The organism is Thalassotalea ganghwensis (genome assembly GCF_053485795.1).
In genome coordinates this window covers 50,710-77,655 of the sequence record NZ_JBQRUM010000016.1, presented here as the reverse complement: position 1 = coordinate 77,655, position 26,946 = coordinate 50,710, and the positions used below count along the sequence as shown (strand labels likewise).

The window sequence follows — 26,946 nt, the reverse complement described above, 5'->3', positions numbered from 1 at the left end:
GAACGCTTAAAATTGAAGACTTTATTGGTGTTGGTTTAACTCCCATAACTAATGTTTTCACTTTGTTAATTGCCTTTTTACCTTAATATTATTGCTACATTTAATGGTAAATTTACTGGTCTATCAGCCAATTTTTTGCAGGGTTTTATTGTTTTGATGTCGGTTAATCTAAGCAATAAAATAAGTACTCTGAAGGTTAATGTGATGAAGTGTGGGAACTTATTACTATATACATGCTCAAATGCGGGTAGATAAAAATTCATAACATAAAGGTATTATTTCGTCAGGAGTTTTGATGAATCGAAGCATAATTTCACTGTCTTTGATGCTAGTCGCTATCAATGGCTGTACAACTGTTAATAAAAAAAGTGCCCTTGGCGATTTTGACTATGCAAATAATAAAGAGCAATCTGAGCTCGTTATTCCCGATAACCTCGATAAACCGAGTTATAAGCAAGATTTTGCTATTTCAAATAAAATCAATCACGGAGGTCCGATTGGAACGGCGGTTGATGTCAGAGCCCCGTCACTCGCATTGCCAATCGCTGCAGCAACTCGGATAGAAAATAACAATGGCAAAACTCAAATTTGGTTTGATAAAGTCATTGAAGACAAAGACTTGAAAGATTTGGTTGTCGAGGCTATTGAAAATTTTCTTCAAAGTAAGAACTCTAAATTAGACGCGAGTGCAAATGAAGATTTACGTTATCAATCTGATTGGTTGAAAAATACCAAAGAGCAAGGGTGGCTTTTAACATCTGAGGTTATCACAGACCAAAAGAAGTTTGGCTATCAATTAGAAACTAAGCCACATGGTCGAAGCGTTGCTTTAATGGTTGAGTTAATTGACTACCAGCAATTTGATGAAGAAGGGCAATTAGTAGATAGCCCTGAGCTTGATTTAATTGATAAAGAACGTTTTGAAATGGCGATGCTAAACGAGGTGATTGGGCAAGTTGATTATCAATATCGACAACAACGTCAGGAAAATGCATTATTAGAAGCTAATCAAATAATTGTTTCAGTTGGTGAAAACTCAACAGGGCAACCTGCTTATCTTGTTGACATGAACAGTGATCTTGTCTGGTCGAATATGCCCATTCTTTTTTCAAAGTATGGATTTGAAGTAGATGACTTGAATGAATCAGATAAAGTCTATTTCGTTACGTATACTAAACCAGAGCAAAGTATATGGGATAGTATTTGGGGAGAAGAGATTGCTGAGCTTGCGATGGAAGATGGACGATATCAGTTTACCGTAGCTCCTTTTGATGAGCAGACAAGTGTTACAATATCAGATGCTCAACGACAAGTGCTTAGTAAAGAATCTTTAGAAGCGATGTTTGAGGTTATGCAAGTCGCGCTCTCTTTTAAAGATAAACTTTAGGCAAAGAAACAGGTAGTTAAAGCCACCACATCATTGGTGGCTTTTTTACTTCTTAACCCCAGAGTTTGGCGGCATTTTATGCTTACTTTTGTTCGTTCTTGGCAATGTTTCATTTAATTCATTGAGTGACTTTTTCCGCATTGGACGTTTAGCGCTTTTTTGAAAAGTACTGAAATTTCCAATAATCACGGCAAGCGCGATAATGACAAACAGCCAAGCGACCCAGTTATTCATATTATTCCTTGGTTATATTTTTTATAAATCGTTTATAGATCGAAGCGATATTATCCAATATTACCTTTTTACCTGCAATTTCAGTGTCACTAATAGTATCTGCGATCAGCTCTAGTGTTATTAGATTATCATATTGCTCAGCGATAGGGTGGTAAGACATATGCCAAGGTTCTATCGCGATACCGCCATTATCCTTTCGATAAGGGAAAAAGCACTGATAACTTTTTACGTGTTTTGCTAACCATGTTGTTAGTGGGTAGAAATAACCTTGTTGCTGATACTCCCATGCTTCTAGCTTTAAGCTTTCACCGCTAGGGAGCATGTTGGCCGCGTAGATATCAACATCGCTTCCCCAATGGTGGCGGCTTGCACCTGGAAGTGCAGAGTAAGTTAAAATAGCGCAAACCTTTTCATAATTAGTGAGTAGTGAAAAATCAATAGCTTCATTATCTTTATTCTTCACTGGAAGCTCACCCGTAAATTTTCTATTCCAAATAGAAAGTTGACGGTTAAAGTCTCTAAAACCACTTGCTATCGCTATATCGATACCGTCATTTTTTGCGTGACTTTTAATCGCTGTCCAGACTGGTACTAAATCATTGTGTATTGCAACATGCTGACTTAAACGTGTTACGTGATGATCATCTTTACCTAAAGCTTGTTGTTCATTCATCGACATATCTTTAACTAAGCACGTTAACAAGAGCTTGGTAATATATTTGCTCCAATTGAATTAAATCGTCACAACTTACACATTCATTCACTTGATGTATGGTTTTATTGCAAGGGCCAAGTTCGATTACTTGCGCTCCTGTTGGCGCGATAAAACGACCATCGGAAGTGCCTCCAGAGGTGGAGAGTTGTGCTGGCTCTCCCTTCACCAGAGTAATCGCATCATTTACAGCATTTACAAAGGTTCCCGGTTCAGTCACAAAAGGCTTTCCATTGTATGTCCACTCTATTTCATAATCGATATTATGTTTGGTCAATATTGCATTGACTTTATCTACGATAGCTTGATCAGACAACTCAGTACTGTAACGCAAGTTAAACCAAGCGGTTAGATGGCCGGGAACCACATTGGTAGCCCCAGTACCTGACTGAATATTTGATAGTTGGAAACTGGTTTCAGGGAAGAATTCATTACCGTGATCCCAATGCAGTTGACTGAGTTCAGCAAGAGCAGGCATGGCAAGATGAATTGGATTAACCACGTGCTCTGGATAAGCAACGTGTCCTTGTTTTCCGTGTATATTTATTTCACCTGAAATAGAACCTCTTCGGCCGTTCTTTATAATATCTCCGACATGTTTGCTACTTGAAGGTTCACCGACGATACAATAATCAATCTTCTCATTTCTTTCTTCTAGGGTATCGATAACGCGAGTTGTGCCATTGATAAATGGGCCTTCTTCATCGCTAGTGATTAAAAAGGCGATAGAGCCTTTATGATCAGGATAATCACTAACAAATCGTTTAGTCGCAATAAGCATTGCAGCTAGACTGCCTTTCATATCAGCAGCACCTCTACCATATAGCATTCCATCGATAATTGTTGCTTCAAATGGCGGGGTATTCCATAACTCCAAATTACCAGCAGGGACTACATCTGTGTGGCCAGCAAAACAAAAGACCGGTTTATTATTTCCTCGACGTGACCATAAATTGGTCGTATCTTCAAATATCATGGTTTCATTATTAAAGCCTAATGGCTTTAACATATCTTTGAATAGCGCTTGGCAACCGGCATCTTCTGGCGTTACGGAAGGCTTATTGATGAGCGTTTTGGTGAGCTCGATAACTTCAACAGTATCAACTTTCATGTTGGAAAATTTCTTGATAGCGATCAGCCTTAAACCCTACTTCAAGTAGGTTTTTGCAAACCAGAATAGGGCGTTTTATAAGCGTGGGGTGAGCAATGATAATATCTAAAAAACTTTGCTCATTGAGGCTTTCTTTAACGGCATCATCTAATTGACGATATGTTGTACTGCGTTTGTTTAATAAGCTTTGCCAATCTGCTTTCGCTAAAAATGATTGAATTAGCTTATTATCGATTCCATCGCTTCGATAGTCATGAAAAACGTATGAGATGTTATGCTCTGTTAGCCATTTTGTCGCTTTTTTGACAGAGTCACAATTTTTTATGCCGTAAATAATGGTCATAATCTTCCTACTTTATTACCTGATATTGATTGCTTCTTAATGCATCAATCGCTAAGTTAACTTTGTTTGATTTTACTAATATATGATCGGTATCGAAAGTCGATATCGCAAAGATACTGATTTTTTCGTTTGCTAAAACCGTTGAAATGTTGGACAAAATTCCCGTCAGTGTAAAATCCAGTGGGCCAACCACCTCAAAACATTGCCAGTCAGGTTCAACATCTTCACTGGCAATAGTAACAGTTTCTGGCAGGACTAATGATACTTCGTCATGTGTTTTACCAATAAAGTATATTTCTGCATTGAACACTTCAGGAGGAATTTGACTGTGAGCTGGTAAACTGTGGATGGCAAAGGTCTGTGATAACAGTCTAAGTGTCAGTGTTGACATTTATTAATCTCCTTAATGGCTTATCATTTTTACTATACAGCTTAAATTGTTGTATCACTAGATATAATCGTTTGAATCCATAGTTGTTAAATATTCGATTATGATAGTAAATGTTAACAAATAACCACTATGGTCGATTTTTAAACCCAAAACGTGTTTAAAATAGGTAATTACCATAAATTTAATGGGTTAATGACTGTTTACGGTTTGGAACTGATATCCACAAAAGCTGTGGATAATATTGTTAACAACCTATAGCTAACATTGTAAGTCCCTGTTATATATTGTTTTGTGCTGTTGGTTAATAATTGAATACCTCTCCACCTTTATGTTGGCTAATTGCTAGTATGAAGGAATTTTAATATTCAGTTGATAATGATTAATAGTTGTTGATAAGTATGTGTTTTCTTGCTGTTTACTTAGGGGGTATTGAGATTTGTTTATAGTTTATACTGAGTGATAAGATGACGGTAATCAAGGTGAAAACGTTGAAGTTTAGTAAGCTCAACGAAGAGTTTTTTCCGAGTTTTTTTACGTTGTTTTAGTTTGATTTTTCAATGTTAAGTTGTCATTAAATTAAATGAGTGCCGACAAGAATATTTTAATCAATAATCTTTCTGGTATCTTATGCTATCGTTATCGATCGACGTTGTTTAATTTGTACGATGTGATTAGTGTTTATAAAAGCAATGTGATCCGTAGATGTTTTAAAAACGTTTTTTTTGAACCGAGCAATAGTGTGCTATGATGAAAGTAACTATTGCATTGTTTTGTAGCTTTTGATTATGAGTGTTGTAGAAATTTTCAAACTGGGCCTCAAATACATGGAATTATGGCCAGAGAAACAAGAATTAAGTCGCTACTTCAACGAGTATCGCTCGATTCAGGTTGCACGTTTGGTATATCGATATCTGCCGGCCATTGCTGTTTTCGTATTTGTCATGCAGCTATATTTAGGTGGCCTGCAGTTGCTACCTCAAGCTATTGTCTATTTGTTCTTTCTTTTGACTATTCCTGTACAAGCTATTGTGATGTTAGGTGTAAAAGCGGACAAGTTTCTGCCGCCTGCTTTAGCAAGTTGGTACAAGCAGGGGGTGGCGAGAATAAATGAAAAGGGTGGTTCAATTAAGCTTTCTGTAAACAAACCTCGTTACCTAGATTTAGCAACGCTACTCAACATTAGTTATGCAAGCGCACGCTACCAAAGAGATGATTGAGCAGCTTTAGCCTCGGTATATTACTTACTCAAGCTATTATGAGTCGACACTACTGAGGCTTTTTGTATAGACGAATTGAAAAGTCAGCTTGACATGTTAATTGATCAAGCTTTTCTATTTTGTTTCTTGCCTCCTTAGTTACGCTATGGGCAAAAGGTGTCATTGATAGCAGGTTGAAGATATCCTCATTACTTTGCAATTTCATTCGATATGTTAGTTTCTGATCTTGTATTAACGTTAAATGCTCAATCTTATCTTTAACTTCATCATGCTCTTGCGCCTCTTTATAAATATATTCCTTTAACTCAAATAAGTGACGCTTGCCAGGAGTAACCGTTAACAATAATCCTTCTGATGACATTGCTCTCGTAAACTCTTGTTCTAGAACTGGCGCATAAATTGAAATAATCCAATCAAAATATTCATTTTTAAAAGGGAGTTTAGATAGCGTTGCAACGCTAAAATGAATGTCAGTGTATTTTTTAGCCGCTTTCTTGATAGCTTCTTTGGCTATATCAACACCATAAACTATGTTTTTAACGTTTTTGAACTGATGGGTGTAATAACCTTCACCACAACCAGCATCAAGAACTTTAGTCGTTGATGAAAATTGATATTGCTCAAAAAGCGAAAGAATATGTTCAACGAGCGGTTGATAATAGCCTTTAGATAGAAAAGCCCTTCTTGCATTGACCATTGTCTTATTATCGCCAGGCTGTTTAGAGTGCTTAAGTTGCACAGGAAGTAAATTAACATAACCTTCTTTGGCAATGTCAAAACAATGCCTATTTATACACAGATAACTCGTATTGTGTTGTTGCAGAGACTCATTACACAAAGGGCAAATATAATAGTTTGTCATGATGTTTTTAAAGGGCCTAAAGCACTGATATTAATTAAAAGTAGACCATATTGGCGCATGATCTGAGGGTTTTTCTATTCCTCGCAATTCATAGTCAATATCAGATTCAACACACTGCTTAGCGAAATGGTGAGTGGCTAGTACAACATCTATTCGTAAGCCTCTATTGTCGTCGAATCCTCTAGAGCGATAATCAAACCATGAGTATTTATCCGTCACTTGGGGGTGTAATAAACGAAAAGTATCGGTAAAGCCCCATTCTAATAGGTTTGATAACCATGACCTTTCTTCAGGCTGAAAGCTACATTTACCTGTTTTTAACCATCTTTTACGATTTACTTCGCCAATACCTATATCTAAATCTATCGGTGAAATATTGATATCACCCATGATAATGATGTTGTCGGTCGGTGAATGATGAAGCTCTAGATAAGACATGAGATCTTGATAAAACTGTCGTTTATAAGGAAACTTTGTTTCATGATCAATATTTTCTCCTTGCGGAAAGTAGCCATTGAGCACGGTGAGCTTTTCACCCTTGCCATCAGTGGTTTCTACCATAATCATTCTGCGTTGAGATTCATCAGTATCCGTGGGAAATCCCTTAATTACTCTGTGCGCTTCTTTTTTACATAACATTGCAACACCGTAATGAGCTTTTTGACCATGATGGTAGACGTGGTAACCCATAGCTTCAACTTCCTTAATTGGAAATGCCTCATCGTGTACTTTTATCTCTTGTAAACCAATGATATCTGGTTGATGCTTATCAATTACCGCTTGTAGCTGGTGTAATCGGGCTCTTAACCCATTTATATTAAAAGAAATGACTTTCATATCAGGAGATTTATGTATAGAAAAATTAGTGAATATGTTAACACTTGAGCATTTAAAAAAAAGAATTTGTTCACTAATTATCGTTATTTTTTATCGCATTTGATGGATATTTAACCCGATTAAAAAAACAATATTTTTCTAATGTTTTTCGCACTTTGGTCGATAAGAGTTATGAAAAAGGTTATCGGATCATTTAATGCAGGTAGTAAACAAGGAAACACAACTATTAGTTGAAGAAAAGCAGCTTGGAACAACGCTTAACGAATGTGTGCACACTCAGCGACGTTCAGACTTTTCTTTATTATTGGCGATGCTAATTGATGATGTTTGTCAACACAGTCAATTTACGTTGCCAAAATCTGAATTAGTAAATTCAACCAGCGATGAAGCTCAATTAAGAAAGTATTTTTCCGTCCCCTCGGCACAACCGCTATCGATTTCATCTTTGGATGATTTAGCAACTTTTGGGCAAAGTGAGTTGGTTGAAAATAAGCAGTTGGCATCAATGAGACTTGAAAATGCTTTATTCCCTAAGGCGTTGTGTTTTAGAAACGATGCCAGCCATATATCGTCAGAGGTCATGAGTAATACCTCAATCCATTGTCAAAATGATTGCAAGCCTAAACAAAGACAGAGTTTTAATGCCAATGGGTGGTTAAAATCTTTGCAAGAAACTATTGTCAGAGCTCCTTTGATGGCAGTAAATGGCTAATAAACCTTAGCTCTGCATAATTAATGCATTTCTAACGCCTATTTTTACTTACTTCTGCGTTATATTGTCGTGAAATGACTGGCTATTCCTACAATAATACGCCTTGAGTTAAGTAAAAAGTAGCGCGTGAGAAAGTCACTGTAAGCTTAATATTTTGACTTTATTGTTTTCGTGCTATTTCTTATACAAAACTGAGGTTAATAACCTACTGTGCGATATACCAATAATTATTTTTTATCGCTGATTTGATTATTGAAGCATTGATGCGCAGCACTTTTTATACTTTTTACCGCTTTGACAAAAGCATCTATCGTTGCGATTGGGGGGAGTGATTGCTTCATGCTTTTCTATAATACCATCTAAATATCGCCACTTGTTATGCTCGACGATAAATCGTGAACATTCTTGCATTAAGTAACATTGTTTATCGTGAATATAATAAGCTTGGAACGTCACCGTTGGTGGAAATTTATTATCAAACTCAATAATTTTTTGTCGAGTCGCTTGAATAATATTTAATTGAATCCAAACTGTTTGGCTCGCCCACTCATGCAACTCTTCAATTTTATGTTCTCTTTGTTTGCAGCTAGCATAAGTATCAAATAGATATTGTCCATTTTGACTTGCATAAGCACTATAACGTGATCGCATAAGCTCTTCGGGTGTTTCAGGGCTATGAGCACCATTTAAAAACAAAGCACAGCAATCAACAAAATTTTTATTCTTGCCACAAAAACACAGCATTAGTAGAGAGCTTACCTATATATAAAAATAATCATTATGATAACACTTTGATATTCGTTATAGAATGATTAGTGCATGGCAGCGAACGTGTTTAAAATGACACACTTGCTACGCCCTGAACAAGCGCTTTCCTCAAGCTTTTTAATATCGCTATTTGATAATGTAGGGTCACATAAGATAATGGCCTGACAATGTCCTTGCCTTAACGCTTTAATGATATGCTCTAAAGTAATTGTCGCTTTTTGCGTATTGATGTTCAAAACATTGATACGTTGATTTTTCTGATCTTTTGCAATTTGTATCAGTACGTCTTGATGAGCATTAATAAATAACACCCACTTGCTTTCGTTATGAAATTGCTGACAAATTGAACGGTACTGTTGAACTAAATCTGATTCACATGTCAATGTAATGATATTCGCTGCTTGCGCTAACGACGCTTTCTTCATAGTGATGGAATTAAGCGGCTGTATTGGTAATAAGTTTTTTCTAACGATTGAAATCTTGTTCATATTTAACCTTAAATAGGAGTACTGTATAAATAAACAGTAATTCTATTTTGTTGTTACGTCAAGTATTGTTTTATCCATTGGTAAAAAGTTTTTTATTCAAGTGGCACATTAAGTTCCCTGTACAACGATAAAAAAGATGCAGTTATCATTTTTGCGCTATTAACCTTCAAACCTCAACTATAAAGCTTAGTTTTGCTAGCGGCTAGTTGACGTGTTTTTATGCTGGATAACTTTAATATTGTATTGGATTTTTAAGTGACGTTTTTGACAAATGCGACTTTGTTAATGGAGGCAGCAAACGGTGGTGGGCTTTTAGTTAACCTCAGGTTTGTATAAGAAATAGCTCGAAAACAATAAAGTCAAAATCTTAAGCTTACAGTAACTTTCTCACGCGCTATTTTTTACTTAACTCAAGGCGTATTGTTGTAGGAATAGCCAGTTATTTCACGGCAATATAACGCAGAAGTAAGTAAAAATAGGTGTTAGAAATGCATTCCTTATGCAGAACTGAGGTTAGTTAAAGTAGCTTTTAAGTATTAAAAGCAGGGGACACGATGATTGATTTGTTTACCATGACGTTACGTGCGATAAAGTCACTGAGTATCAACGGTTTGCCGTTAACACAATTATTGGTTGATATCGCTTAATTCGTTAATTCGGTTTTGCGTGACATTTATATAACACTTTTTATAGGCAGCGGCAGCGTTAATATCGGGAGAAATATGTAGATATTGCCAACGGCAATTATTTTCTCTGTAAGTGATGAAGTTTCTCTGCGAGCGTTTAAACATTTCTAATGAAGCCTTTCTACCTGTTTTTAACGCAAATTCCTCTAACACAAAGATTTGATTATTTATCCAAGTTTGAAGAATACGATCTACTGATTCTTTTACTTGATCTAAACAACGGGAAAGCGCTTTGACATCAGAGAATTTTCGCTCACAATTAGTGACAGACTTAACGGTAGCCGGCTCAGCTAATACTTGACTGGTATGTATCAGTAAAAATAATCCAACAAGTTTTATAACACTTTTCATTTATGGTAAAACCTTTTTGAATGGTTTTACGATGACATTCTCATAAACGCCTGCGGCAATATAAGGGTCATTGCTAGCCCATTGTTTTGCATCTTCCAACGATGGAAACTCAGCTATAATTACTGACCCCGTAAAACCAGCATCATCGGGTTCATTTGAATCGATGGCAGGGCAAGGGCCTGCGACTAAAAGTCGACCTTGCAGCTTTAATTCGTTTAACCGAGCAATGTGTGCTTCTCTTGCTGACATTCGCTTATTTAAGCTATTTGGAACATCTTGACTAAATATTACGTAGAACATCCTATTTCACTTTTATTCGTTTTTACTGTTGACATCACTCAAGACATTCTCATCGTCTTCATCTTTTGGTAAGTATTTTGATAATGCCATAATAGAAATAATAGCAAATATAAATGTCATGGCCATTAACCCAAATACTTTGAAATTTACCCACGTTTCTAAATCGAAATTATAGGCAATATAAATATTTAAGCCACCACAAAACGCGAAAAATAATGCCCATGCATTGTTAAGTTTTTGCCAGATTTTTTCCGGCAAGACTAAAGCTTCACTGAGCATCTCTTTAATAAGATTTTTTTTAAAAAAACTGTTACTAATGATAAGTGTAATGGCAAAAAGGGCATTTATTATTGTTACTTTCCATTTCAAGAAGGCATCATCTTGAAAAGCGATGGTCAAGGTACCAAAAACGAGCATTAGTACAAAAAACACTAAATTTCTTTTAGGAATTGGTTTCTTTTTTATTAGGAAGTAGAGGATTTGTAACGCTGAAGTAACGATTAATGCGCCAGTAGCCCAGTAAATATCAGCAAATTTATAAAAGACAAAGAAAATGATAATTGGGATATATTCTAAAAAGGCGTGCATAATATACTTCATTTTGACTTAGTGTATGTTCGATTCTATCTAATGCTGGTGAGATAGCCAATAGTGAATCTATTTTAAATACTATGTTGAATGATTTACTACGATTATTTTGCTACAAAAAAAGCTCATAGGTAACCCTATGAGCTTTTAACATGTTTAATCGATGTTTTAGTTTTGATTGTACCCGAAAGGGTCTTCAATAGAGTAAGCTGGTTCAGTAAACCATTTAGGCCCATCGTCAGTCATATAAAAGTGATCTTCTAAACGGATACCAAACTCATTGGGGATGACGAGCATCGGTTCGTTAGAAAAACACATGCCTTTTGCTAAAGGCGTCTTATCACTTTGCACTAAGTATGGCCACTCATGAATATCTAAGCCAATACCATGTCCCGTTCTATGCGGACAGCCAGGTGTATTGTATCCAGGGCCTAATCCTTGAGATGCTATGTAATCAAGAGCAGCACTATCGACGCTTCCACATGGCTCGCCAATTTTTGCCGCATTAAAAGCAGCAAACTGAGCGTTTTTCTCTATATTCCACATTTTAGTTTGTCTTTCTGTGGCTTGACCAAACACATAAGTGCGGGTGATATCTGAATTGTATCCTTCAACTTGACAACCGGTGTCTATAAGTACGATATCATTCTCTTCCAGTGTTTTAGGCGTTTTTACGCCATGAGGAAATGAAGAGTCTTTTCCAAAAAGGACAATACAAAAATAAGAACCAGCCGGAGCGCCCACTTTGATGTGAGCTTGGTTTATAAAATCAACTACCTCTTTAGTACTGATACCCGGTCTTAAAATTCTTGCCGCTGCTTTTTGAACTTCTAACGTCATATTTTTTGCAGTCTGCATTAAAGCGATTTCATGATCTGATTTTTGTCCGCGGCAAGCTGCTGTTACGATTTTTGCATCAATAAGTTCAAAACTTGGCGCTGCTTGTTGAATACCGTTGGCGATAAAAAAAGCGGCAGATTCATCAATCGCTAATTTTCCAGAGGTAATACCTAAACTATTTAGTACGTTAGCCGTCAATTCATATGGGCTTTCATGCTCGTGCCAACCGTGAATTTTACCTTCTACTTGCATGTATTGACTAACGGTATCAATTTCAAAGTTTGGCGAAATATACTGTAGATCGCCATTTGCGGGTAAAATAGCGCCAACCATTCGTTCACTGGCATACCAACGAGTTCCGGTAAAATAATATAAATTAGTACCAGCATCTAAGTACATTGCTTCTATACTATTTTCTTTCATGAGGCGCTGTGCTTTATCAATACGCTGCTGAAATTCTTCTTGACTGATCGCTACGACCTCGCTGGTCATATTTTGAAGTTTATCTAACTCAACAGCTGCAGTTGAACCGCCAATACCAATTGCCATAATTAATCCTTCTGGTGAAATATTTAACAATGAATGCTCATTGTAGAATAAGTTATTTATATTGTATACAAAAGCAACATCGAATTATTGCATCAATTAGAGCGTTTTATTGTGAGATATCACTAGAGCGATTTCCTAATTAAGAGTACTGCCTCTTGTTATTCGCTTTTGCTTGTTAGGGCTTGGTTTATCGCTAATGCATTGTGATACAACTGTGCATCACTTTCTTTAAAGTAATTAACGCGTTCAATAGCTGGTTCGAGATTGTGTTTGGCCGCTTCTATTAACCACGCTAGGCCAAAAGTGTGGTCCTCTTGGCAACCTTCAGATAAAAAATAAGCTCTGCCCATTGCGCCCATTGCTTTTGCGTGACCTAGCTGAGCTGCTTGTTCGAATAGTGACAATGCGGCATCAAAGTCTTGTTGATTTCTTAACGTTATTCCTTGCTCAAACATTTGTTGAGCAGATTGTTGTGCTGCGCTTTCGATATCCTGTTGAGGGTTAGTATCGGGTTGTACATTATTCTCACTGTCTATTTCGAATAATAAATTTTCGTCTGAAAATATATCTTTAATATTAATGTCTTTTTGTTTTTCATGTAAAAGGCAGCTCATCACTGCATCATACCGGGCATTTAATTGTTCTAGAGAATGTTCTTTTTGCGCTAGTTGTTTTTTAAAATAATTGATTTCATCGGTTAACTGTTCGATATGAGCTTGCTTGTCTGCCAATTGGCTTTGATGTTGTTGTTTCAAGTTGGCAATATGTTGCTGATGAGAGCTGTCCAATCGATTTTGTTGAATTTGATTTTGCTTTTCAAACTTAGCTAAAACACTTTGTACAGTATGCTCATAGTTTCCTTTCATTTTCTCAAACCATCTAAATATCTGGCTGGGTACTTTCAGGTTTTGATCAGGCATAACTAACCTACAATTGTGTGTTTGTTTTAACCTTATAGTAGTCCTGCTGATTAAATCAACAGCTAAAGGCAATTTTTGAAATTATTTTTCGCATTTCCTCATCTGAAACTATGCATTAGAGATCAGCTTTAATTTTTTTTTAGCATTTACTTGCACATACGAAGATCTGGCATATATTTTAAAGTATCAATTGCATAAATTTAAGGCACGTATTTTGTTTACGTTACCAAAGGAACTAACCATTGCCCAAATGGAGACATGTAAAACAGAACTTCTCCAGTTTATCGAAAATAACAATGAAATATCGGTTGATGACAGTCAGGTTGTGCGTATTGACACGTTAGGAGTTCAACTGATTCTTGCAATGGTATTTTTTGTTAAAGCGCAAAATAAAAAGCTTAATTTGATTATCGAAAACGAAACCATTTTACAAGGTTTTGCGCAGCTTGGCATACAAGATAATGTGATGAGCCAATACCTTAAATAGAGCAAAGTACTGAATAAAAATAATTACATCTGTAAGAGGATAATTACATGACCAAAGTACTCGTAGTTGACGATTCCAATTCAATAAGAGACATGGTGAGCTTTACGTTAAAAAGCGCTGGTTACGATGTTGTTGAAGCTAAAGATGGTGTCGAAGGCTTATCTAAAGCACAAGGTGGCGGAATTGATTTGGTCATTTCTGATGTCAATATGCCTAATATGGATGGCATAAGTCTGTGTCAGGAGCTTAGAAAGTTAGCGGCGTTTAAGTTTACTCCTATCTTAATGTTAACAACTGAAAGTAGCGGCGATATGAAAATGAGAGGCAAGGAAGCTGGTGCCACAGGGTGGCTAGTTAAACCTTTTAATCCAGAGAAGTTGTTATCAACCATCAAACGCGTTATTAGGTAGCTACTATGAGTGTCGACCTATCTCAATTTATTCCAAGTTTCTTAGAAGAAAGCTTTGAAGGTATAGAATTAATGGAGTCAAGCCTGCTAAACCTAGAGCAAGGTGATGAAGAAGCTATTAATTCGATATTTAGAGCTGCACATTCTATAAAGGGCGGTGCCGGTACCTTTGGTTTCGGGCACGTAACAGAGTTTACCCATCTTGTTGAGACATTACTTGACGAAATGAGAGATGGTCGTCGGGATATTACTCCTGAGGATATCGAAATTTTACTTAAGTCTGTTGATTGTATGCGCTTGTTAATTGAAGCCGTGCGTGATGATGATGATTACGATAAGGAAAAAATTGACGAAGCAGCGAAACTTCTTGAGGCGACACTTGCTAAGACGGGAAATCAACAAGCTAACCCGTCAAATGAATCGCCATATAGCGATGAGGGTGCAACTGAAAAAGTTTGGTTGATTGACTTTATTCCACAGCACCATCTCGTACAAACGGGAAATGATCCAATTTTGCTTTTTAATGTCTTGGCTGATTTAGGGGACTTAACTGTCAATGCTAACCACCAAGACTTGCCTTCTCTGCTTGATATGGATGCAGAGGAACTTTATTTGAACTGGAAGTTAAGATTAGTTTCTGATTGCAGTGAAGAAGATATTCGTGAGGTATTTGAATGGGTTGAAGATGAATGCCAACTTAATATTACCTTAGAAGTGCCCATTGCTAACGACACAATTGTTACGGCGAAATCTTCCGATGAAGCATCAAGAGAGCTCAATACTGTTGAAGAACCTGTGTTAAGTGAGCAAAGTAGCAACGTTGCACAGCATACTCAGACAGAGCATAAATCAGAATCTTCAGCGGTTAAAAAATCAACTGAAAAAGCCAATAAAGGCAAATCTGAGACCAGCTCAATAAGAGTTGGTGTAGATAAAGTTGATAATCTAATAAATCTTGTCGGTGAGTTGGTGATAACACAATCAATGCTTTCTGAATTAGGGCAAGATTTCGATTTAAGTAAAATAGAACGTTTAACATCAGGGCTAGAACAGTTACTACATAATACTAAAGAACTGCAAGAAAGTGTTATGCGTATTCGCATGTTGCCGATTAGCTTTGCTTTTAATCGATTTCCTCGTTTAATTCATGATTTATCAATGAAGACTGGCAAGGAAATTGAGCTTATTTTAAAAGGGGAGCAAACGGAGCTCGACAAGACTGTCATGGAGCAAATTGGCGACCCGTTGGTCCATTTGGTAAGGAATGCCGTTGATCACGGTATTGAATCGAGAGAGCAGCGTTTAGCCAATAATAAACCTGAAAAAGGTACAATTATCCTTAATGCCTATCACCAAGGTGGCAACATTGTTATTGAAATTAGTGATGACGGCGGTGGAATAGATCGTCAAGCGGTCTTTAACAAAGCCTTGGAAAAAGGGTTAGTAGAGTCAACAAGTACTTTAACTGATGCTCAGGTGTTTGATTTGATTTTTGAACCCGGTTTTTCTACGGCTAAAACACTAAGTGATATTTCTGGCCGTGGTGTTGGTATGGATGTTGTTAAGAAGAACATACAAGCGCTTGGAGGAAGAATTCAGGTTGAATCAGAACCAGGAGTGGGTAGTACATTTAAAGTAAATTTGCCTTTGACGCTCGCTATTCTCGATGGGCAGTTAGTCAAAGTTGGGCAAGAAACCTATATTATTCCGTTAATCACTATCGTTGAATCACTGCAAGCTAAAGCTCAACACATCAATAGAGTAGGTGGTGATGTCGTCCTTTATCGTTTAAGGGAAGATAACGTCCCAGTTATCCCCATCTATCAGTTATTTAATCTTTCAGCGGAAATACAGCATGTTGAAAATTCATTATTGGTGGTGGTTGAGGCAGATGGGCAAAAAGTTGGCCTAATGGTTGATGATCTGCTTGCTCAACAGCAAGTGGTGATAAAAAGCTTACAGGACAATTACCAACAAGTTGATGGTATATCTGGAGCGACGATTCTTGGAGATGGTTCGGTTGCGATGATATTAGACGTGCCAGGTTTGATACAAATGGCAATGAATCGATCATTAAAATCAGAAAAGAATAATCATAATGAAGCGATTATGGAGAGTCATTAATGGATATTCAACAGCTTGCAAGTGAGATCCCTGTTGAAGGTGAATATTCACTCGAAGGGGTCGACTTTATTACCAATGGCGATCAATACCTGACATTTTCTTTAGATGATGAGCAATATGCAGTCGATATTTTGAGTGTCGAAGAAATCAGGAGTTGGGAATTGCCAACAATTATTCCTAATGCTCCAAGTTATGTGAAAGGCGTTATTAATATGCGGGGTGTCATCGTGCCGATTATTGATTTACGTCTCAAGTTTGGCATAGGTGATGCGGTTTATTCAGAGCTGACCGTTGTAATCGTTTTAAAGGTAGAACATAGCCAAGGCGTAAGAACCATTGGGTTTGTTGTCGATTCTGTTTCTGATGTGCTTGATGCTGATGAAAGTGACATCAAGGCAGCACCTTCTATTGGAGGTAGAGTACCCAAGGTTTATGTGGAAGGGCTTGTTAATGTTGGAGACAAAGTGGTGACATTACTTAATGTCAGTGCTTTACAGCAAATAGAACCGCATCAAGGCGAGTAGAGGGGCTCATGGAACAAGAATTTTTAACGTTTATTCTCAATGGCGAAGAATTTGGTGTTGATATCCTCTGTGTGCAAGAAATAAGAGTGATGACTACCGTAACGCAATTACCGAATAAACCCAATTATCTCAAAGGGGTTATAAATTTAAGAGGTGTAATTATTCCAATCATTGATCTAAGGCAGCGTTTTGGCCAACAACCGCTAGAGTATGACGAGCAAACAGTGACCATTATTTTAAAAAGTATTGATCAAGAAAACCCTATGGTCGTTGGAATTATTGTTGATGCTGTCTCTGAGGTATACAAATTTAGTACAGAAAAAATAAGAAAGGCACCTTCGTTTGGTAAACGTATCGATGATTGCTTTATCAAAGGCCTTGCGACTGTAGAGGACAGACTCATTATCTTACTGGATACAAATGCGTTACTTGATCAAGACGAATTGTATAGTGTCGAAGCCTCAGTAAATTGCAGTTCGTCAGGAGAAAGTAACAAAGAAGTATTAGAAGAGCTGTAAATGGATAACTAGTTCAATTTTATTGGGAATTATTATGACGCCAAAACAGGTTAGTTTAGTGCAGGAAAGCTGGGCAAAAGTAAAGCCTATAGCTCCGCAAGCCGCAGAAATGTTTTATGAAAAATTATTCAGTTTAGACCCCGCTTTAAAGCCTTTATTTAAAGGGAATATGGAAGAGCAGGGGCAAAAGCTAATGTCGATGCTAGATACCGCCATAAAGCTACTTAATAATCCCGATAAATTAATTCCAGCAGTGCAAAAACTGGGGGAACGACATCTCGATTATGGTGTTGAAGCATCCCATTACGATACGGTCGGTCAGGCATTGCTTGAAACATTAGCCGAAGGTTTGGGTAAGGAATTTAATGCGCCAGTAAAACGGGCATGGACAGCAGTATACCAAACATTAGCAACAACGATGATCGACGCCGCGGAACACAAAGCAAAACCATCAAAGCATTCATTAACAGGAAATGATAAGTCTATGAGTAACAATAAAAATGATTTAGGAGCATTTGTTCAAGCCGCCCTTGAGCAGTCACAAACCGCTTTTATGATGATTGATAGGGATTTTGTTGTTACCTATGTCAACAAAGCGACAATGAATTTGTTGAAAAAACATGAGCAAACCTTTCGTAAACGTTGGCCAAATTTTGCCGCCGAAGAAGATAAAATTATTGGCACATGTATTGATGCGTTTCATGCCAATCCAGATCACCAAAGAAAATTACTTAGTGATCCTAGTAATTTACCTTGGAATACCGATATTCAAATTGAGCACCTAACTATCGAGTTAAATGTCACCGCGATCGTCGATGAAAAAGGTAATTATATCGGCAATTCTCTAGAGTGGTTCGATGTCACTGAAGTCCGTGCAAAATCAACTGAAGTTGGTCGCCTTTATTCTGCCGTTGAGGGGATGACAACCAACTTAATGATGGCTGATACTAAAGGGAATATTGTTTATGCAAACCCTGCAGTTAAAGAAATGCTGCGGGTTAGGGAAGCTAAATTAAGAACCGTTTTACCTTCATTTAGTGTTGATACAATGGTTGGAACCAATTTTGATAGTTTCCATAAAAATCCAGCTCATCAACAAAGCTTGCTCGGCAATCCTGATAATTTACCTTACCGGACTGAAATTAGTGTTGTCGGCTTAACCTTTCAGCTTATCGCCATCGCTTTAAGAGATGATAAAGGTAAACATGTCGGCAGTGCTGTGCAATGGTTGGATTTAACCGAAGAGCGAGATGCTCAAAAGCAAGTAGAAAAATTAATTGGTGATGCAATTTCTGGACACTTAGACAGCCGTATTGACACCTCTGAGTACAATGGTTTTATGAAAGGCTTAGGTGACAATATTAATAGCTTAATGAACACAATTGTCACCCCGATAAATGAAGCAATTAATATTGCGCAGGCGCTATCTAAAGGGGATTTAACTCAAACAATGGATGGAGACTATGCTGGCGAATTTTTAGCATTGGCCAATGCAATGAATAGCTCCATTGACAATTTAAGTAACATGGTTGAAGAAATTCGCAGTGCTTCCACCAATGTCTTTGATTCGGCAAGAGAAATTGCCGAAGGGAATAATGAATTGAGTCATCGCACGGAATCACAGGCATCAAGCTTGGAAGAAACCGCTTCAGCGATGGAAGAACTAACCAGTACCGTCCAGCAGAATGCTGAGAATGCAACAGAAGCAAGTAAATTGTCAGCCACGGTTATGGAAAAAGCCAGTAATGGTGGTTCGGTTGTTCGCAACGCGATTACGGCAATGAGTGATATTAACAAGTCGAGCAAAAAAATCGCCGATATTATTAGTGTGATCGATGAAATAGCGTTCCAAACCAACTTGTTGGCACTAAATGCTGCCGTAGAGGCAGCAAGAGCAGGGGAACAAGGCCGCGGTTTTGCTGTAGTTGCAGCAGAGGTTCGCAATTTAGCACAACGCTCTGCAGGTGCGGCGAAAGAAATTAAGGGTTTAATAAATGACAGTGTAGAAGCCGTAGGTCAAGGTACCAAACTTGTTGATGAAACCGGTCAAACATTTACTGAACTGGTTAGCGCTATTGAAGAAGTCAGTAAAATGATTGGTGACATTGACAGTGCAGGTAAAGAGCAAGCCGCTGGTATTGGTGAAGTGAGTGCCGCGGTAAGTCAAATGGATGAGATGACTCAACAAAATGCAGCATTGGTTGAAGAAGCCGCTGCTTCAAGTAAATCAATGGAAGAGCAATCTCAAGCGTTATTAGAGCAGGTTGCATTTTTTAATAATGATCGAGATGAAGAACAAGTCGTGCGTTCGACGACACACAGAAAAGCGCCAAGAGTTAAGGCAACACCTCCTAAACCAAGAGAAAGAGCGTCTCGCCCCAAGATAGATATTGATCAAGAATGGGAAGAGTTTTAAGGGCTGAATATGGAGCTGGATGGTGCATCGATACGAGGTGAACAAAGTCAGCTAAGTCAAGAGGATTTTAAATTCTTATGTGACTTTGTTTACCAAGTTGCAGGTATCGTTTTAAATGACAGTAAACGAGAAATGGTGTACCGCAGACTTACTCGTATACTCAGAGAAAGGAAATTCAATTCATTTAGTGAATACTGTCAATTATTAAGGCAAAAACCAGAACAAGAAAAAGACTATTTTATCAATGCGATTACCACCAATTTAACGAGTTTTTTTAGAGAGAATCATCATTTCGATTATTTGCGAGATCATGAACTTCCAAATTTAATCAATGTTAAAAAAGCGAAGCGGATTAGAATTTGGTCAAGTGCTAGTTCAACGGGAGAAGAGCCATATAGCATTGCGATTATTCTAGTTCAGGCGTTAGCAAAACGACTGTCTGCTATTGATGCGAAGATATTGGCTACTGATATTGATAGCAATGTGCTTTCAGTTGGTAAATTGGGCATTTATGATGAAAAAAGAATAGATGGACTACCCGAGGTCGTAAGGAGGGAGTTTTTTAAACAAGGCTCAGGAGAAAACCTTAAAAAAGTGAGGGTTAACCCGGTACTGCAAAAGTTAATAACCTTTAAACAACTTAATCTTTTGCATGAGTGGCCAATGAAAGGGCCTTTTGACGTTATTTTTTGTCGCAATGTCATTATTTACTTTGATAAGAAGACCCAACTTGATTTATTTGAGCGCTATTATCAACTGCTTGCTCCGGGCGGATTATTAATTTTGGGGCACAGTGAAAGCTTAGGAGCATATCAAAAGTACTTTGAAAATGTCGGTAGAACAATTTTTAGAAAACCGCTACATAGTCTGTCAGCAGGTAATGGAGTCTTGGTATGACCATATTAAATACCAATAACCCGCAAGTTAGCTATGTATTAAGCCATTGTTTAAATGAGTTTACTCATGTGAATCATTACTGGGATAAACAAAGAGAAACTGTTGTCGCAAAGATATTACCGGGTGAGTTTTATATGACGAAGCAAAACGTCACCATTGCAACGACATTAGGCTCTTGTATTTCAGCCTGTATTTGGGATGACAAAAGTCACATTGGAGGTATGAATCACTTTATGTTGCCCCTTACGGATAAAGATGCGCAAGACGTCAACTGGGGACAACGTGGCAAGGCGAGTGATGCGACCCGATATGGCAATTTTGCCATGGAACATTTAATCAACATGATATTAAAACACGGTGGTCGTCGTATCAACTTAAGAGCCAAAGTGTTTGGGGGAGGTCGAGTTTTAAAGCAAATGTCAGATGTTGGTGAGCGCAATATTGATTTTGTACTCAAATACCTAGAGCTTGAAAATATTGCGATTGAAAGTTCAGATTTAGGCTCTGTTTATCCAAGGAAAGTCCTCTTCGAGCCAACAACGGGTAAAGCCTATGTCAAGCGATTAGACAATTTACATAATGATACCATTTTGGAAAGAGAAAAAGATTATCGTCGTAGTATTGATACTCAAGCTGTTGAAGGCGATGTTGAGCTGTTTTAACTGTTTAAGATAAGAGGGTTTATGGCCACGATTAAGGTGCTAATTGTTGATGACTCTTCAGTAGTTAGACAAATTATTAGGCAAGTGTTAGCTGATGACGCTGAGCTTGAGGTCGTTGGTGAGGCCAAAGATCCATTTGTGGCTAGAGAGCTGATTAAAAAGCTTAATCCCGATATCATAACATTGGATGTTGAAATGCCCAAAATGGATGGTATTACTTTCTTAAAGAACTTAATGCGCTTACGGCCTATGCCTGTTCTGATGTTATCTACGTTAACTACCCATGGTGCTGATATTACTTTGGAGGCGTTGGAGTTAGGAGCGATTGATTTTATCCCTAAGCCAAGCTTTGAAGAGCTAGTGGCTGATAAAGATAGTTTTAAAGATACACTGATACAAAAGTTAAAAAGTGCCGTCAACGTCAATCAAAAAAGTTACCAGCTTTCTAGTTCATTAAAAGATAACAATGTAACGGTTGAACGCCTTAAGTTTGTCGGCATTAAACGAAAAAATCATATCATCGCCATAGGTGCGTCAACGGGTGGTACTGAGGCAATAAAAGAGGTGTTATCTGCATTACCGAGTAACAGCCCACCTATTGTAATCGCGCAACATATCCCTAAAACTTTCAGCGCTCGTTTTGCCTATCGATTAGATCAACAAAGCGCATTAACAGTGGTTGAAGCACAACATGGTCAAAAAATTAAGCAAGGTCACGCTTATATTGCACCAGGCGATCGACACTTAACTGTAGTGATGAAAGGTGAATCCTTATTTTGTGTACTAGAAGATACCCCAGAAGTTAATCGCCATAAGCCTTCTGTCGACGTGTTATTTGACTCTTTAGTACCGATAGCAGAAAACACACAGGCGGTGCTGTTGACCGGAATGGGTAATGATGGTGCTAAAGGGATGGCAAATTTAAAAGCTCATGGTGCATTTACCATTATTCAAGATCAAAAATCTAGCCTGATATGGGGGATGCCGGGAAGCGCTCATAAACTAAACGCTGAAGTATTGCAGTTACCGCTAAAGCAAATTTCTGCAAAGATTTTGAGATTGGCTATGCTTGATAGAAAAGCATTTAGGGAATTGACACATGAAGGTCACTAAAATACAACAACTTATTATCGCCTTCTTACTTATTTTATTGTTGGTTGTTGAACGCTTTTTCCAGCTTAATCTGTTGCTTTTTTTAATTTTGAGTATAGGGCTTAGCTATATCATTTTTCGACTGTTCGTTAAGCAAAATCATCAACCTAAATCAGTTGACTTGCATGCTCTAGGTAATGGTCAAAAAGCCGAAGAATTGAACCTATTGTTTGATGCGCTCGCAAACAGTATTGATGTTCAAATTGAAACCATAAATGGCGAGTTAGAGCGAAATAAAACCCTGGTTAAGGAAGCGGTAGGTGGCGTTGCCCAAAGTTTTAAACATTTAAAAAACATCACCGATAGGCAGCAAGAGATCATCAATAAAGTTATTGAAAGTAATCAAGATTTAGGGGGGGACGAAAAAACCACCTTACAAGCTTTTGTTATTGATTCAGGCAAAATCCTCGACGACTTTGTTAATGTGATTGTCAATACCAGTAAACAGAGTCTAGAAACGATGTCCTATACTGATGAAATGGTAGCTCAGTTTGATGGTATTTTTAAGTTATTAGAGCAGGTTGAAAGTTTAGCGAGCCAGACTAACTTACTCGCATTAAATGCTGCTATTGAGGCTGCTCGCGCCGGAGATGCTGGTCGTGGCTTTGCTGTAGTTGCCAATGAAGTACGCTCCCTTTCAGTAAATTCAACTGAACTAAACCAAGATATTCGCCTAGAAATTAGTAAAGCAAAAGAGACAATCGCAAGTTTACGTACGGCAGTAGAAGCGATGGCATCAGCCGATATGACTTCAACGTTGGAAGCGAAAGATCAAGTGAGTGTCATGATGGAACATGTTAGTGATGTTAATAAGTTTTCTAATAGTGCGGTTGAAGAGCTTGGGCATATGGCGCCACAAATTAGTGAGTCCGTTGCTGTAGGCGTCCGTTCTTTGCAATTTGAAGATCTCACCTATCAATCTTTAGACTCACTTAAATCAAATCTGGTGATGTTATCTCGTATTAAAGATGATATTGAGCGCTGTCAATCGTCGGAACAAGGTCAATTTAGCGAGCGAGTTAACGCGTTAATTAACACATGTAATGAGGTTAAAAATACATCTCAATCGGCAAACACTAGACGCAGTGTTGAGCAATCAACAATGGAAGAAGGCGATGTTGAGTTATTTTAAGTAGTCAATAGGAGCAGGAATAATATGTCGGTAACGAGTAAATTGTCAGAAAATCAACGAGATTTGCGTATTAGTGTGAAAGATAGATTTGATTTTTCATTACATCAACAATTTAGAGATTCCTACGCAAATCACAAAATTACCGGAGCACAATATACTATCGATTTATCGCAAACGACCTATATGGACAGTTCGGCGCTAGGTATGATTCTTTTATTAAAGGATCATGTTGAATCATTAAAAGGCAAACTGATCATCGATAAACCTAATAGTTCGGTAAAAAAAATACTTGAAATAGCGCAGTTTCATCGTCTTATGGATGTTGTTGAGTAAGCACATGAACGCCCTAAATAAATTGCATACAAAGTTAGCCATGGTTGTAGACGACTCTCCAGTGCAGCGTAAGGTTTTAAGTAAGTTGCTGGTAGAAGAGGGCTATCGGGTGTGCACTGCTGTTGATGGTGCAAATGCAGTTTATATATATCAACAAGAAAAACCTGATTTAGTGTTGATGGACATTAATATGCCAGTAATGAATGGTTATCAAGCGGCAACTCGCATCAAAGCGTTGTCAGTTAATAGCCTTTGTCCTATGGTTTTTATTACCAGCATGAACACTGACCAGGCGTTTATTGACGCCATTGATGCTGGCGGCGATGGCATTTTAGTGAGGCCATTTTCACCGGAAGTATTCAAAGCAAAGATCAAATCAATTCAGCGCTTAAGTGATATGTTTATGCAGCTTAAGTACTTACAACAAGCGCAACAAAAAGATGCAGAGCTTGCTGAGCAGTTAATGTCTGGTGTGATTGAAGCAAGAAATTACGCACGAGAGCGTATTGGTATACTGAAAAAACCTGCCGAGTTGTTTAGTGGTGATATTCAACTAACGTCCTTAAGTCCCAATGGTAATATTAACGTCTTATTAGGGGATTTTACTGGCCACGGCCTGAGAAGCTCTATTGGAGCGATACCTCTAGCAGAAACATTTCGCACCATGACAAAAAAGGGGTTTTCTCTTCTTGAAATCGTAAAACAAGTCAATCGCCAGTTAACCGATTTGTTGCCTGCTGATTTGTTTTTGGCAGCGGCGTTTGTCAGCGTATCTAGTCATGAAAACTCGGCATACATTTTCAATGCTGGCTTGCCTGATTGTTATTTGTTTGATGCCTTAGGTAATATAAAAACTAAAGTAGTTTCCAAACATCCACCCATTGGTGTTTTACCTGCATTATTGCCGGATTCATCAATTGACGTTATCAATGTAGCTAATGATGATCATTTATTGTTGTTAAGTGATGGAATCGTTGAAGCACGCAATTGCGCAGGCGAAATGTATGACTTTGAACGTTTCGAACGAGCAGTCAAACAAGGTATTTTAAACAATGACATTTGTAATACCGTACTGGTTAGTGTTAATGCATTTTGTCAAGGTATGACACAGGAAGATGATATTTCGCTGATCTCAATTCCATGTGGAGGATGGCAAACTAGCCACATTAGTCGACAAGAAACAAAAATCAAATCATCAGAACCCTCTTATCTTGAATCACTAGAACCAACACATCATAACGAAAAGCCAGAATGGACTTGGCGACTTCTGTTAACAGGAAAAAAACTGGCAAAAGTAAACCCTATACCTATGGCGATTAATCAAATTCATGACATTGAAAATAATGACCAACATTGGCAAAACTTATATACCGTTTTAACCGAGTTGTTTGTTAATGCACTCGATCATGGGGTCTTGGGTTTGAGCTCAGAATTAAAGGATAGTGCGCAAGGGTTCGCACAATATTTTGCTGAACGAGAACAACGGTTAAGTACATTAGATTCTGGCTTTATCGATATGTCTTTAGCGTACTTCGCGCTTAATGAAGGGGGGAAAGTAAAATTAACCTTTAAAGACAGCGGCCAAGGATTCAACTATCAAAAAATGATGCAGGAAGTACCAAATAATATCGCTAATGAAAATAAGCTAAGTGGTCGAGGTATTGGGTTAATTAAGCAACTGTGTAGTGATCTTCATTACAGTGATAAAGGTAGTAAAGTAGAAGCATGTTACGTTTGGTAACGATGATATTTTAAGGTAAGCCATTAACATTATTTTAAATTAATGTAGTACGTTGACTTATCTGATCGAAGAATAAAAAGGATGTGAAAGGATTATGACTAAACCAAGTGTATTAATCATTGAAGATGACAAAGATTATTTAGAGCTTTTGTCAGAAGCACTAGAAGATAGTTTTAATATTCATTGTGCCATTAACTTAAGCGAAGCAGAGCAAGCCCGAGAAACGGTTGAAGTATTCGACATCGCACTGGTTGATGAACATATCGGCGAGGAAAAAGGCTCAGAATGGATTGCTAAGAAAAGTGCACAAGGTAACTTCGCGACATCATTTGTCCTGTATTCAGGGTTAGCAACAGAAGAAGCGATTTTAAAAGGTTTAGAGTGTGGAGCTGACGACTTTTTAGCTAAGCCTATTTCGCTTCTTGCGCTACACAACAAGCTCAATAAGTTAATTGCCTATCAAAATGAAATTATAAATTATCGCAGTGAACTTTCATCTAAAGATCGGGTGATAAATGTTTCAATGGCTCAGGCGTCCAAATATGGCGCATGTATGCAACTTACTTCTAAAATAAATAGTTGTTTTACTTATGAGCAAATTAAAAGTGAAGTGTTTAGCTTTCTTCACGCGATGAATTTAGAAGGTTGCATCGCGTTTTATCCACTGAACCAAGAGCCGATTTTTTATAGCTCATTAAAGGGGTCATGTTCTCCGGTAGAAATCGACGTTATGAAACTGTTAAAGGATAAGCCCCGTTTGTATCGATTTGGCACCAGAACTATTTTTAACCACCCGTTGGCATCGATTTTGGTGCTTCACATGGATGAGGGCTCAATTGACACTGACATTTTTATTGATGCTTTGGCATCAGTGATAGAGTCTATTGGATCTCGCATGACGTTTATCGAATACAAGCATTCGCTTGTCAATATTCAAGGTCAGATTCAACAAGCCGTTGAAAACACCAAGCGCATGCTGGAAATATCAAAGCACCATCAACAGCAAGTTATGAATGAGATAGTTCAAAATGTTGGGATGAGTTTTCATGTGTTAGATATGACTGCAGAGCAAGAAGATTATTTAACAGACCTCGTTCATTCAGCACTGAAAAAACATTCTCAAGATGATGATAATTTTTTGAGTATTTCGCAGTTGCTTGATAGCGCTTTAGCTAATTTAAATGAACTTAATAGTATGGCAGTAGAGCAAGTGCAAATTGAAGAGGTTATTGAAGACGAAGACGAATTGTTCTAG

General features: G+C 37.7%; 30 protein-coding genes. 16 read left to right on the top strand and 14 right to left on the bottom strand.

All coding sequences use genetic code 11. The features are described from left to right. Positions 1–295: 295 nt before the first annotated feature. Positions 296–1,387, top strand: coding sequence for an NlpB/DapX family lipoprotein (locus ACSLUH_RS15255; RefSeq protein WP_448568535.1), 1,092 nt, complete (start codon positions 296–298; stop codon positions 1,385–1,387). 45 nt (positions 1,388–1,432) lie between these two features. Here the strand turns inward: ACSLUH_RS15255 and ACSLUH_RS15250 are convergent, their stop codons facing one another. The 5 genes from ACSLUH_RS15250 to ACSLUH_RS15230 are packed head-to-tail and all read right to left on the bottom strand — an operon-like array spanning position 1,433 to position 4,178. Beyond that, on the bottom strand, positions 1,433–1,621 hold the full coding sequence (locus ACSLUH_RS15250) for a DUF2897 family protein (RefSeq protein ID WP_448568533.1): 189 nt from the start codon (positions 1,619–1,621) through the stop codon (positions 1,433–1,435). 1 nt (position 1,622) lies between these two features. Beyond that, the gene (locus ACSLUH_RS15245; RefSeq protein ID WP_448568531.1) at positions 1,623–2,294 is read right to left on the bottom strand and encodes a M15 family metallopeptidase; all 672 of its coding nucleotides are present in this window, start codon (positions 2,292–2,294) and stop codon (positions 1,623–1,625) included. 10 nt (positions 2,295–2,304) lie between these two features. Continuing rightward, entirely contained in the window at positions 2,305–3,444 is a 1,140-nt protein-coding gene (gene dapE, locus ACSLUH_RS15240) for a succinyl-diaminopimelate desuccinylase (protein WP_448568529.1), read from the bottom strand. Continuing rightward, positions 3,434–3,787, bottom strand: coding sequence for an ArsC family reductase (locus ACSLUH_RS15235; protein ID WP_448568527.1), 354 nt, complete (start codon positions 3,785–3,787; stop codon positions 3,434–3,436). The genes dapE and ACSLUH_RS15235 overlap by 11 nt, the downstream gene beginning before the upstream one ends. Positions 3,788–3,794: 7 nt before the next feature. Then, complete coding sequence (locus ACSLUH_RS15230; RefSeq protein WP_448568525.1) at positions 3,795–4,178, bottom strand: ACT domain-containing protein; 384 nt, start codon at positions 4,176–4,178, stop codon at positions 3,795–3,797. 785 nt (positions 4,179–4,963) lie between these two features. Here ACSLUH_RS15230 and yfbV point away from each other — a divergent pair. Continuing rightward, positions 4,964–5,395, top strand: coding sequence for a terminus macrodomain insulation protein YfbV (gene yfbV, locus ACSLUH_RS15225; RefSeq protein WP_448568523.1), 432 nt, complete (start codon positions 4,964–4,966; stop codon positions 5,393–5,395). Between the two features lie 49 nt (positions 5,396–5,444). Here the strand turns inward: yfbV and rlmA are convergent, their stop codons facing one another. Then, positions 5,445–6,257, bottom strand: a complete 813-nt coding sequence (gene rlmA, locus ACSLUH_RS15220; RefSeq protein WP_448568521.1) for a 23S rRNA (guanine(745)-N(1))-methyltransferase — start codon at positions 6,255–6,257, stop codon at positions 5,445–5,447. A gap of 30 nt (positions 6,258–6,287) precedes the next feature. Further along, complete coding sequence (gene xthA / locus ACSLUH_RS15215; protein ID WP_448568519.1) at positions 6,288–7,094, bottom strand: exodeoxyribonuclease III; 807 nt, start codon at positions 7,092–7,094, stop codon at positions 6,288–6,290. Between the two features lie 196 nt (positions 7,095–7,290). On the opposite strand from xthA, the gene ACSLUH_RS15210 reads away from it, so the two are divergent. Then, positions 7,291–7,806: a VC2046/SO_2500 family protein gene (locus ACSLUH_RS15210; protein ID WP_448568517.1), complete on the top strand. Its 516-nt coding sequence runs from the start codon at positions 7,291–7,293 to the stop codon at positions 7,804–7,806. Positions 7,807–8,055: 249 nt separating this feature from the next. Here ACSLUH_RS15210 and ACSLUH_RS15205 read toward each other — a convergent pair whose 3' ends face one another. The 7 genes from ACSLUH_RS15205 to ACSLUH_RS15175 form a co-directional block, all read right to left on the bottom strand. Then, on the bottom strand, positions 8,056–8,550 hold the full coding sequence (locus ACSLUH_RS15205; protein ID WP_448568515.1) for a YchJ family protein: 495 nt from the start codon (positions 8,548–8,550) through the stop codon (positions 8,056–8,058). Positions 8,551–8,618: 68 nt separating this feature from the next. Beyond that, positions 8,619–9,062, bottom strand: a complete 444-nt coding sequence (locus ACSLUH_RS15200) for a hypothetical protein (RefSeq protein ID WP_448568513.1) — start codon at positions 9,060–9,062, stop codon at positions 8,619–8,621. 626 nt (positions 9,063–9,688) lie between these two features. After that, complete coding sequence (locus ACSLUH_RS15195) at positions 9,689–10,099, bottom strand: lysozyme inhibitor LprI family protein (protein ID WP_448568511.1); 411 nt, start codon at positions 10,097–10,099, stop codon at positions 9,689–9,691. Continuing rightward, positions 10,100–10,399, bottom strand: a complete 300-nt coding sequence (locus tag ACSLUH_RS15190) for a YciI family protein (RefSeq protein WP_448568509.1) — start codon at positions 10,397–10,399, stop codon at positions 10,100–10,102. 12 nt (positions 10,400–10,411) lie between these two features. After that, positions 10,412–10,987, bottom strand: coding sequence for a septation protein A (locus tag ACSLUH_RS15185; protein WP_448568507.1), 576 nt, complete (start codon positions 10,985–10,987; stop codon positions 10,412–10,414). Positions 10,988–11,155: 168 nt separating this feature from the next. Next, positions 11,156–12,376 (bottom strand): M24 family metallopeptidase, encoded by a 1,221-nt coding sequence (locus tag ACSLUH_RS15180; protein WP_448568506.1) that lies wholly within the window; start codon positions 12,374–12,376, stop codon positions 11,156–11,158. Positions 12,377–12,534: 158 nt separating this feature from the next. Next, a complete protein-coding gene (locus tag ACSLUH_RS15175; RefSeq protein WP_448568504.1) occupies positions 12,535–13,242 on the bottom strand; it encodes an SEL1-like repeat protein in 708 nt (235 codons plus the stop codon). A 268-nt stretch (positions 13,243–13,510) separates the two neighbouring features. Here ACSLUH_RS15175 and ACSLUH_RS15170 point away from each other — a divergent pair, with 268 nt between their 5' ends. The 13 genes from ACSLUH_RS15170 (at position 13,511) to ACSLUH_RS15110 (ending at position 26,946) form a co-directional block, all read left to right on the top strand. Next, positions 13,511–13,783, top strand: coding sequence for an STAS domain-containing protein (locus ACSLUH_RS15170; protein WP_448568502.1), 273 nt, complete (start codon positions 13,511–13,513; stop codon positions 13,781–13,783). 47 nt (positions 13,784–13,830) lie between these two features. Then, entirely contained in the window at positions 13,831–14,193 is a 363-nt protein-coding gene (locus ACSLUH_RS15165; RefSeq protein ID WP_448568500.1) for a response regulator, read from the top strand. Between the two features lie 5 nt (positions 14,194–14,198). Beyond that, complete coding sequence (locus tag ACSLUH_RS15160) at positions 14,199–16,316, top strand: chemotaxis protein CheA (protein ID WP_448568498.1); 2,118 nt, start codon at positions 14,199–14,201, stop codon at positions 16,314–16,316. After that, a complete protein-coding gene (locus tag ACSLUH_RS15155; protein WP_448568496.1) occupies positions 16,316–16,840 on the top strand; it encodes a chemotaxis protein CheW in 525 nt (174 codons plus the stop codon). Before ACSLUH_RS15160 ends, ACSLUH_RS15155 begins: the two co-directional genes overlap by 1 nt. 8 nt (positions 16,841–16,848) lie before the next feature. Next, a complete protein-coding gene (locus ACSLUH_RS15150) occupies positions 16,849–17,358 on the top strand; it encodes a chemotaxis protein CheW (protein WP_448568494.1) in 510 nt (169 codons plus the stop codon). Positions 17,359–17,392: 34 nt separating this feature from the next. Then, on the top strand, positions 17,393–19,774 hold the full coding sequence (locus tag ACSLUH_RS15145) for a methyl-accepting chemotaxis protein (protein ID WP_448568492.1): 2,382 nt from the start codon (positions 17,393–17,395) through the stop codon (positions 19,772–19,774). Between the two features lie 9 nt (positions 19,775–19,783). Beyond that, a complete protein-coding gene (locus tag ACSLUH_RS15140; protein WP_448568490.1) occupies positions 19,784–20,671 on the top strand; it encodes a CheR family methyltransferase in 888 nt (295 codons plus the stop codon). Beyond that, complete coding sequence (cheD, locus tag ACSLUH_RS15135) at positions 20,668–21,333, top strand: chemoreceptor glutamine deamidase CheD (protein ID WP_448568488.1); 666 nt, start codon at positions 20,668–20,670, stop codon at positions 21,331–21,333. The genes ACSLUH_RS15140 and cheD overlap by 4 nt, the downstream gene beginning before the upstream one ends. Before the next feature lie 21 nt (positions 21,334–21,354). Beyond that, positions 21,355–22,446 (top strand): protein-glutamate methylesterase/protein-glutamine glutaminase, encoded by a 1,092-nt coding sequence (gene cheB, locus ACSLUH_RS15130; protein WP_448568486.1) that lies wholly within the window; start codon positions 21,355–21,357, stop codon positions 22,444–22,446. Further along, on the top strand, positions 22,433–23,617 hold the full coding sequence (locus ACSLUH_RS15125; RefSeq protein WP_448568484.1) for a methyl-accepting chemotaxis protein: 1,185 nt from the start codon (positions 22,433–22,435) through the stop codon (positions 23,615–23,617). Before cheB ends, ACSLUH_RS15125 begins: the two co-directional genes overlap by 14 nt. A 24-nt stretch (positions 23,618–23,641) precedes the next feature. After that, positions 23,642–23,950 (top strand): STAS domain-containing protein, encoded by a 309-nt coding sequence (locus tag ACSLUH_RS15120; protein WP_448568482.1) that lies wholly within the window; start codon positions 23,642–23,644, stop codon positions 23,948–23,950. Positions 23,951–23,954: 4 nt separating this feature from the next. Beyond that, positions 23,955–25,691 (top strand): SpoIIE family protein phosphatase, encoded by a 1,737-nt coding sequence (locus ACSLUH_RS15115; RefSeq protein ID WP_448568480.1) that lies wholly within the window; start codon positions 23,955–23,957, stop codon positions 25,689–25,691. A gap of 94 nt (positions 25,692–25,785) precedes the next feature. Next, positions 25,786–26,946, top strand: coding sequence for a response regulator (locus ACSLUH_RS15110; RefSeq protein ID WP_448568478.1), 1,161 nt, complete (start codon positions 25,786–25,788; stop codon positions 26,944–26,946).

Excerpts from the sequence above, each read along its gene's own strand:
- rlmA (WP_448568521.1), bottom strand. The coding sequence starts at position 6,257 with ATGACAAACTATTATATTTGCCCTTTGTGTAATGAGTCTCTGCAACAA.
- ACSLUH_RS15195 (WP_448568511.1), bottom strand. The coding sequence starts at position 10,099 with ATGAAAAGTGTTATAAAACTTGTTGGATTATTTTTACTGATACATACC.
- ACSLUH_RS15140 (WP_448568490.1), top strand. The coding sequence starts at position 19,784 with ATGGAGCTGGATGGTGCATCGATACGAGGTGAACAAAGTCAGCTAAGT.
- cheB (WP_448568486.1), top strand. The coding sequence starts at position 21,355 with ATGGCCACGATTAAGGTGCTAATTGTTGATGACTCTTCAGTAGTTAGA.
- yfbV (WP_448568523.1), top strand. The coding sequence starts at position 4,964 with ATGAGTGTTGTAGAAATTTTCAAACTGGGCCTCAAATACATGGAATTA.
- ACSLUH_RS15115 (WP_448568480.1), top strand. The coding sequence starts at position 23,955 with ATGAACGCCCTAAATAAATTGCATACAAAGTTAGCCATGGTTGTAGAC.
- ACSLUH_RS15205 (WP_448568515.1), bottom strand. The coding sequence starts at position 8,550 with ATGCTGTGTTTTTGTGGCAAGAATAAAAATTTTGTTGATTGCTGTGCT.
- cheD (WP_448568488.1), top strand. The coding sequence starts at position 20,668 with ATGACCATATTAAATACCAATAACCCGCAAGTTAGCTATGTATTAAGC.
- ACSLUH_RS15185 (WP_448568507.1), bottom strand. The coding sequence starts at position 10,987 with ATGCACGCCTTTTTAGAATATATCCCAATTATCATTTTCTTTGTCTTT.
- ACSLUH_RS15165 (WP_448568500.1), top strand. The coding sequence starts at position 13,831 with ATGACCAAAGTACTCGTAGTTGACGATTCCAATTCAATAAGAGACATG.
- ACSLUH_RS15175 (WP_448568504.1), bottom strand. The coding sequence starts at position 13,242 with ATGAAAGGAAACTATGAGCATACTGTACAAAGTGTTTTAGCTAAGTTT.
- ACSLUH_RS15180 (WP_448568506.1), bottom strand. The coding sequence starts at position 12,376 with ATGGCAATTGGTATTGGCGGTTCAACTGCAGCTGTTGAGTTAGATAAA.
- ACSLUH_RS15235 (WP_448568527.1), bottom strand. The coding sequence starts at position 3,787 with ATGACCATTATTTACGGCATAAAAAATTGTGACTCTGTCAAAAAAGCG.
- ACSLUH_RS15245 (WP_448568531.1), bottom strand. The coding sequence starts at position 2,294 with ATGAATGAACAACAAGCTTTAGGTAAAGATGATCATCACGTAACACGT.
- dapE (WP_448568529.1), bottom strand. The coding sequence starts at position 3,444 with ATGAAAGTTGATACTGTTGAAGTTATCGAGCTCACCAAAACGCTCATC.
- ACSLUH_RS15110 (WP_448568478.1), top strand. The coding sequence starts at position 25,786 with ATGACTAAACCAAGTGTATTAATCATTGAAGATGACAAAGATTATTTA.
- ACSLUH_RS15125 (WP_448568484.1), top strand. The coding sequence starts at position 22,433 with ATGAAGGTCACTAAAATACAACAACTTATTATCGCCTTCTTACTTATT.
- ACSLUH_RS15190 (WP_448568509.1), bottom strand. The coding sequence starts at position 10,399 with ATGTTCTACGTAATATTTAGTCAAGATGTTCCAAATAGCTTAAATAAG.
- ACSLUH_RS15145 (WP_448568492.1), top strand. The coding sequence starts at position 17,393 with ATGACGCCAAAACAGGTTAGTTTAGTGCAGGAAAGCTGGGCAAAAGTA.
- ACSLUH_RS15150 (WP_448568494.1), top strand. The coding sequence starts at position 16,849 with ATGGAACAAGAATTTTTAACGTTTATTCTCAATGGCGAAGAATTTGGT.
- ACSLUH_RS15210 (WP_448568517.1), top strand. The coding sequence starts at position 7,291 with ATGCAGGTAGTAAACAAGGAAACACAACTATTAGTTGAAGAAAAGCAG.
- ACSLUH_RS15155 (WP_448568496.1), top strand. The coding sequence starts at position 16,316 with ATGGATATTCAACAGCTTGCAAGTGAGATCCCTGTTGAAGGTGAATAT.
- ACSLUH_RS15120 (WP_448568482.1), top strand. The coding sequence starts at position 23,642 with ATGTCGGTAACGAGTAAATTGTCAGAAAATCAACGAGATTTGCGTATT.
- xthA (WP_448568519.1), bottom strand. The coding sequence starts at position 7,094 with ATGAAAGTCATTTCTTTTAATATAAATGGGTTAAGAGCCCGATTACAC.
- ACSLUH_RS15255 (WP_448568535.1), top strand. The coding sequence starts at position 296 with ATGAATCGAAGCATAATTTCACTGTCTTTGATGCTAGTCGCTATCAAT.
- ACSLUH_RS15160 (WP_448568498.1), top strand. The coding sequence starts at position 14,199 with ATGAGTGTCGACCTATCTCAATTTATTCCAAGTTTCTTAGAAGAAAGC.
- ACSLUH_RS15230 (WP_448568525.1), bottom strand. The coding sequence starts at position 4,178 with ATGTCAACACTGACACTTAGACTGTTATCACAGACCTTTGCCATCCAC.
- ACSLUH_RS15200 (WP_448568513.1), bottom strand. The coding sequence starts at position 9,062 with ATGAACAAGATTTCAATCGTTAGAAAAAACTTATTACCAATACAGCCG.
- ACSLUH_RS15250 (WP_448568533.1), bottom strand. The coding sequence starts at position 1,621 with ATGAATAACTGGGTCGCTTGGCTGTTTGTCATTATCGCGCTTGCCGTG.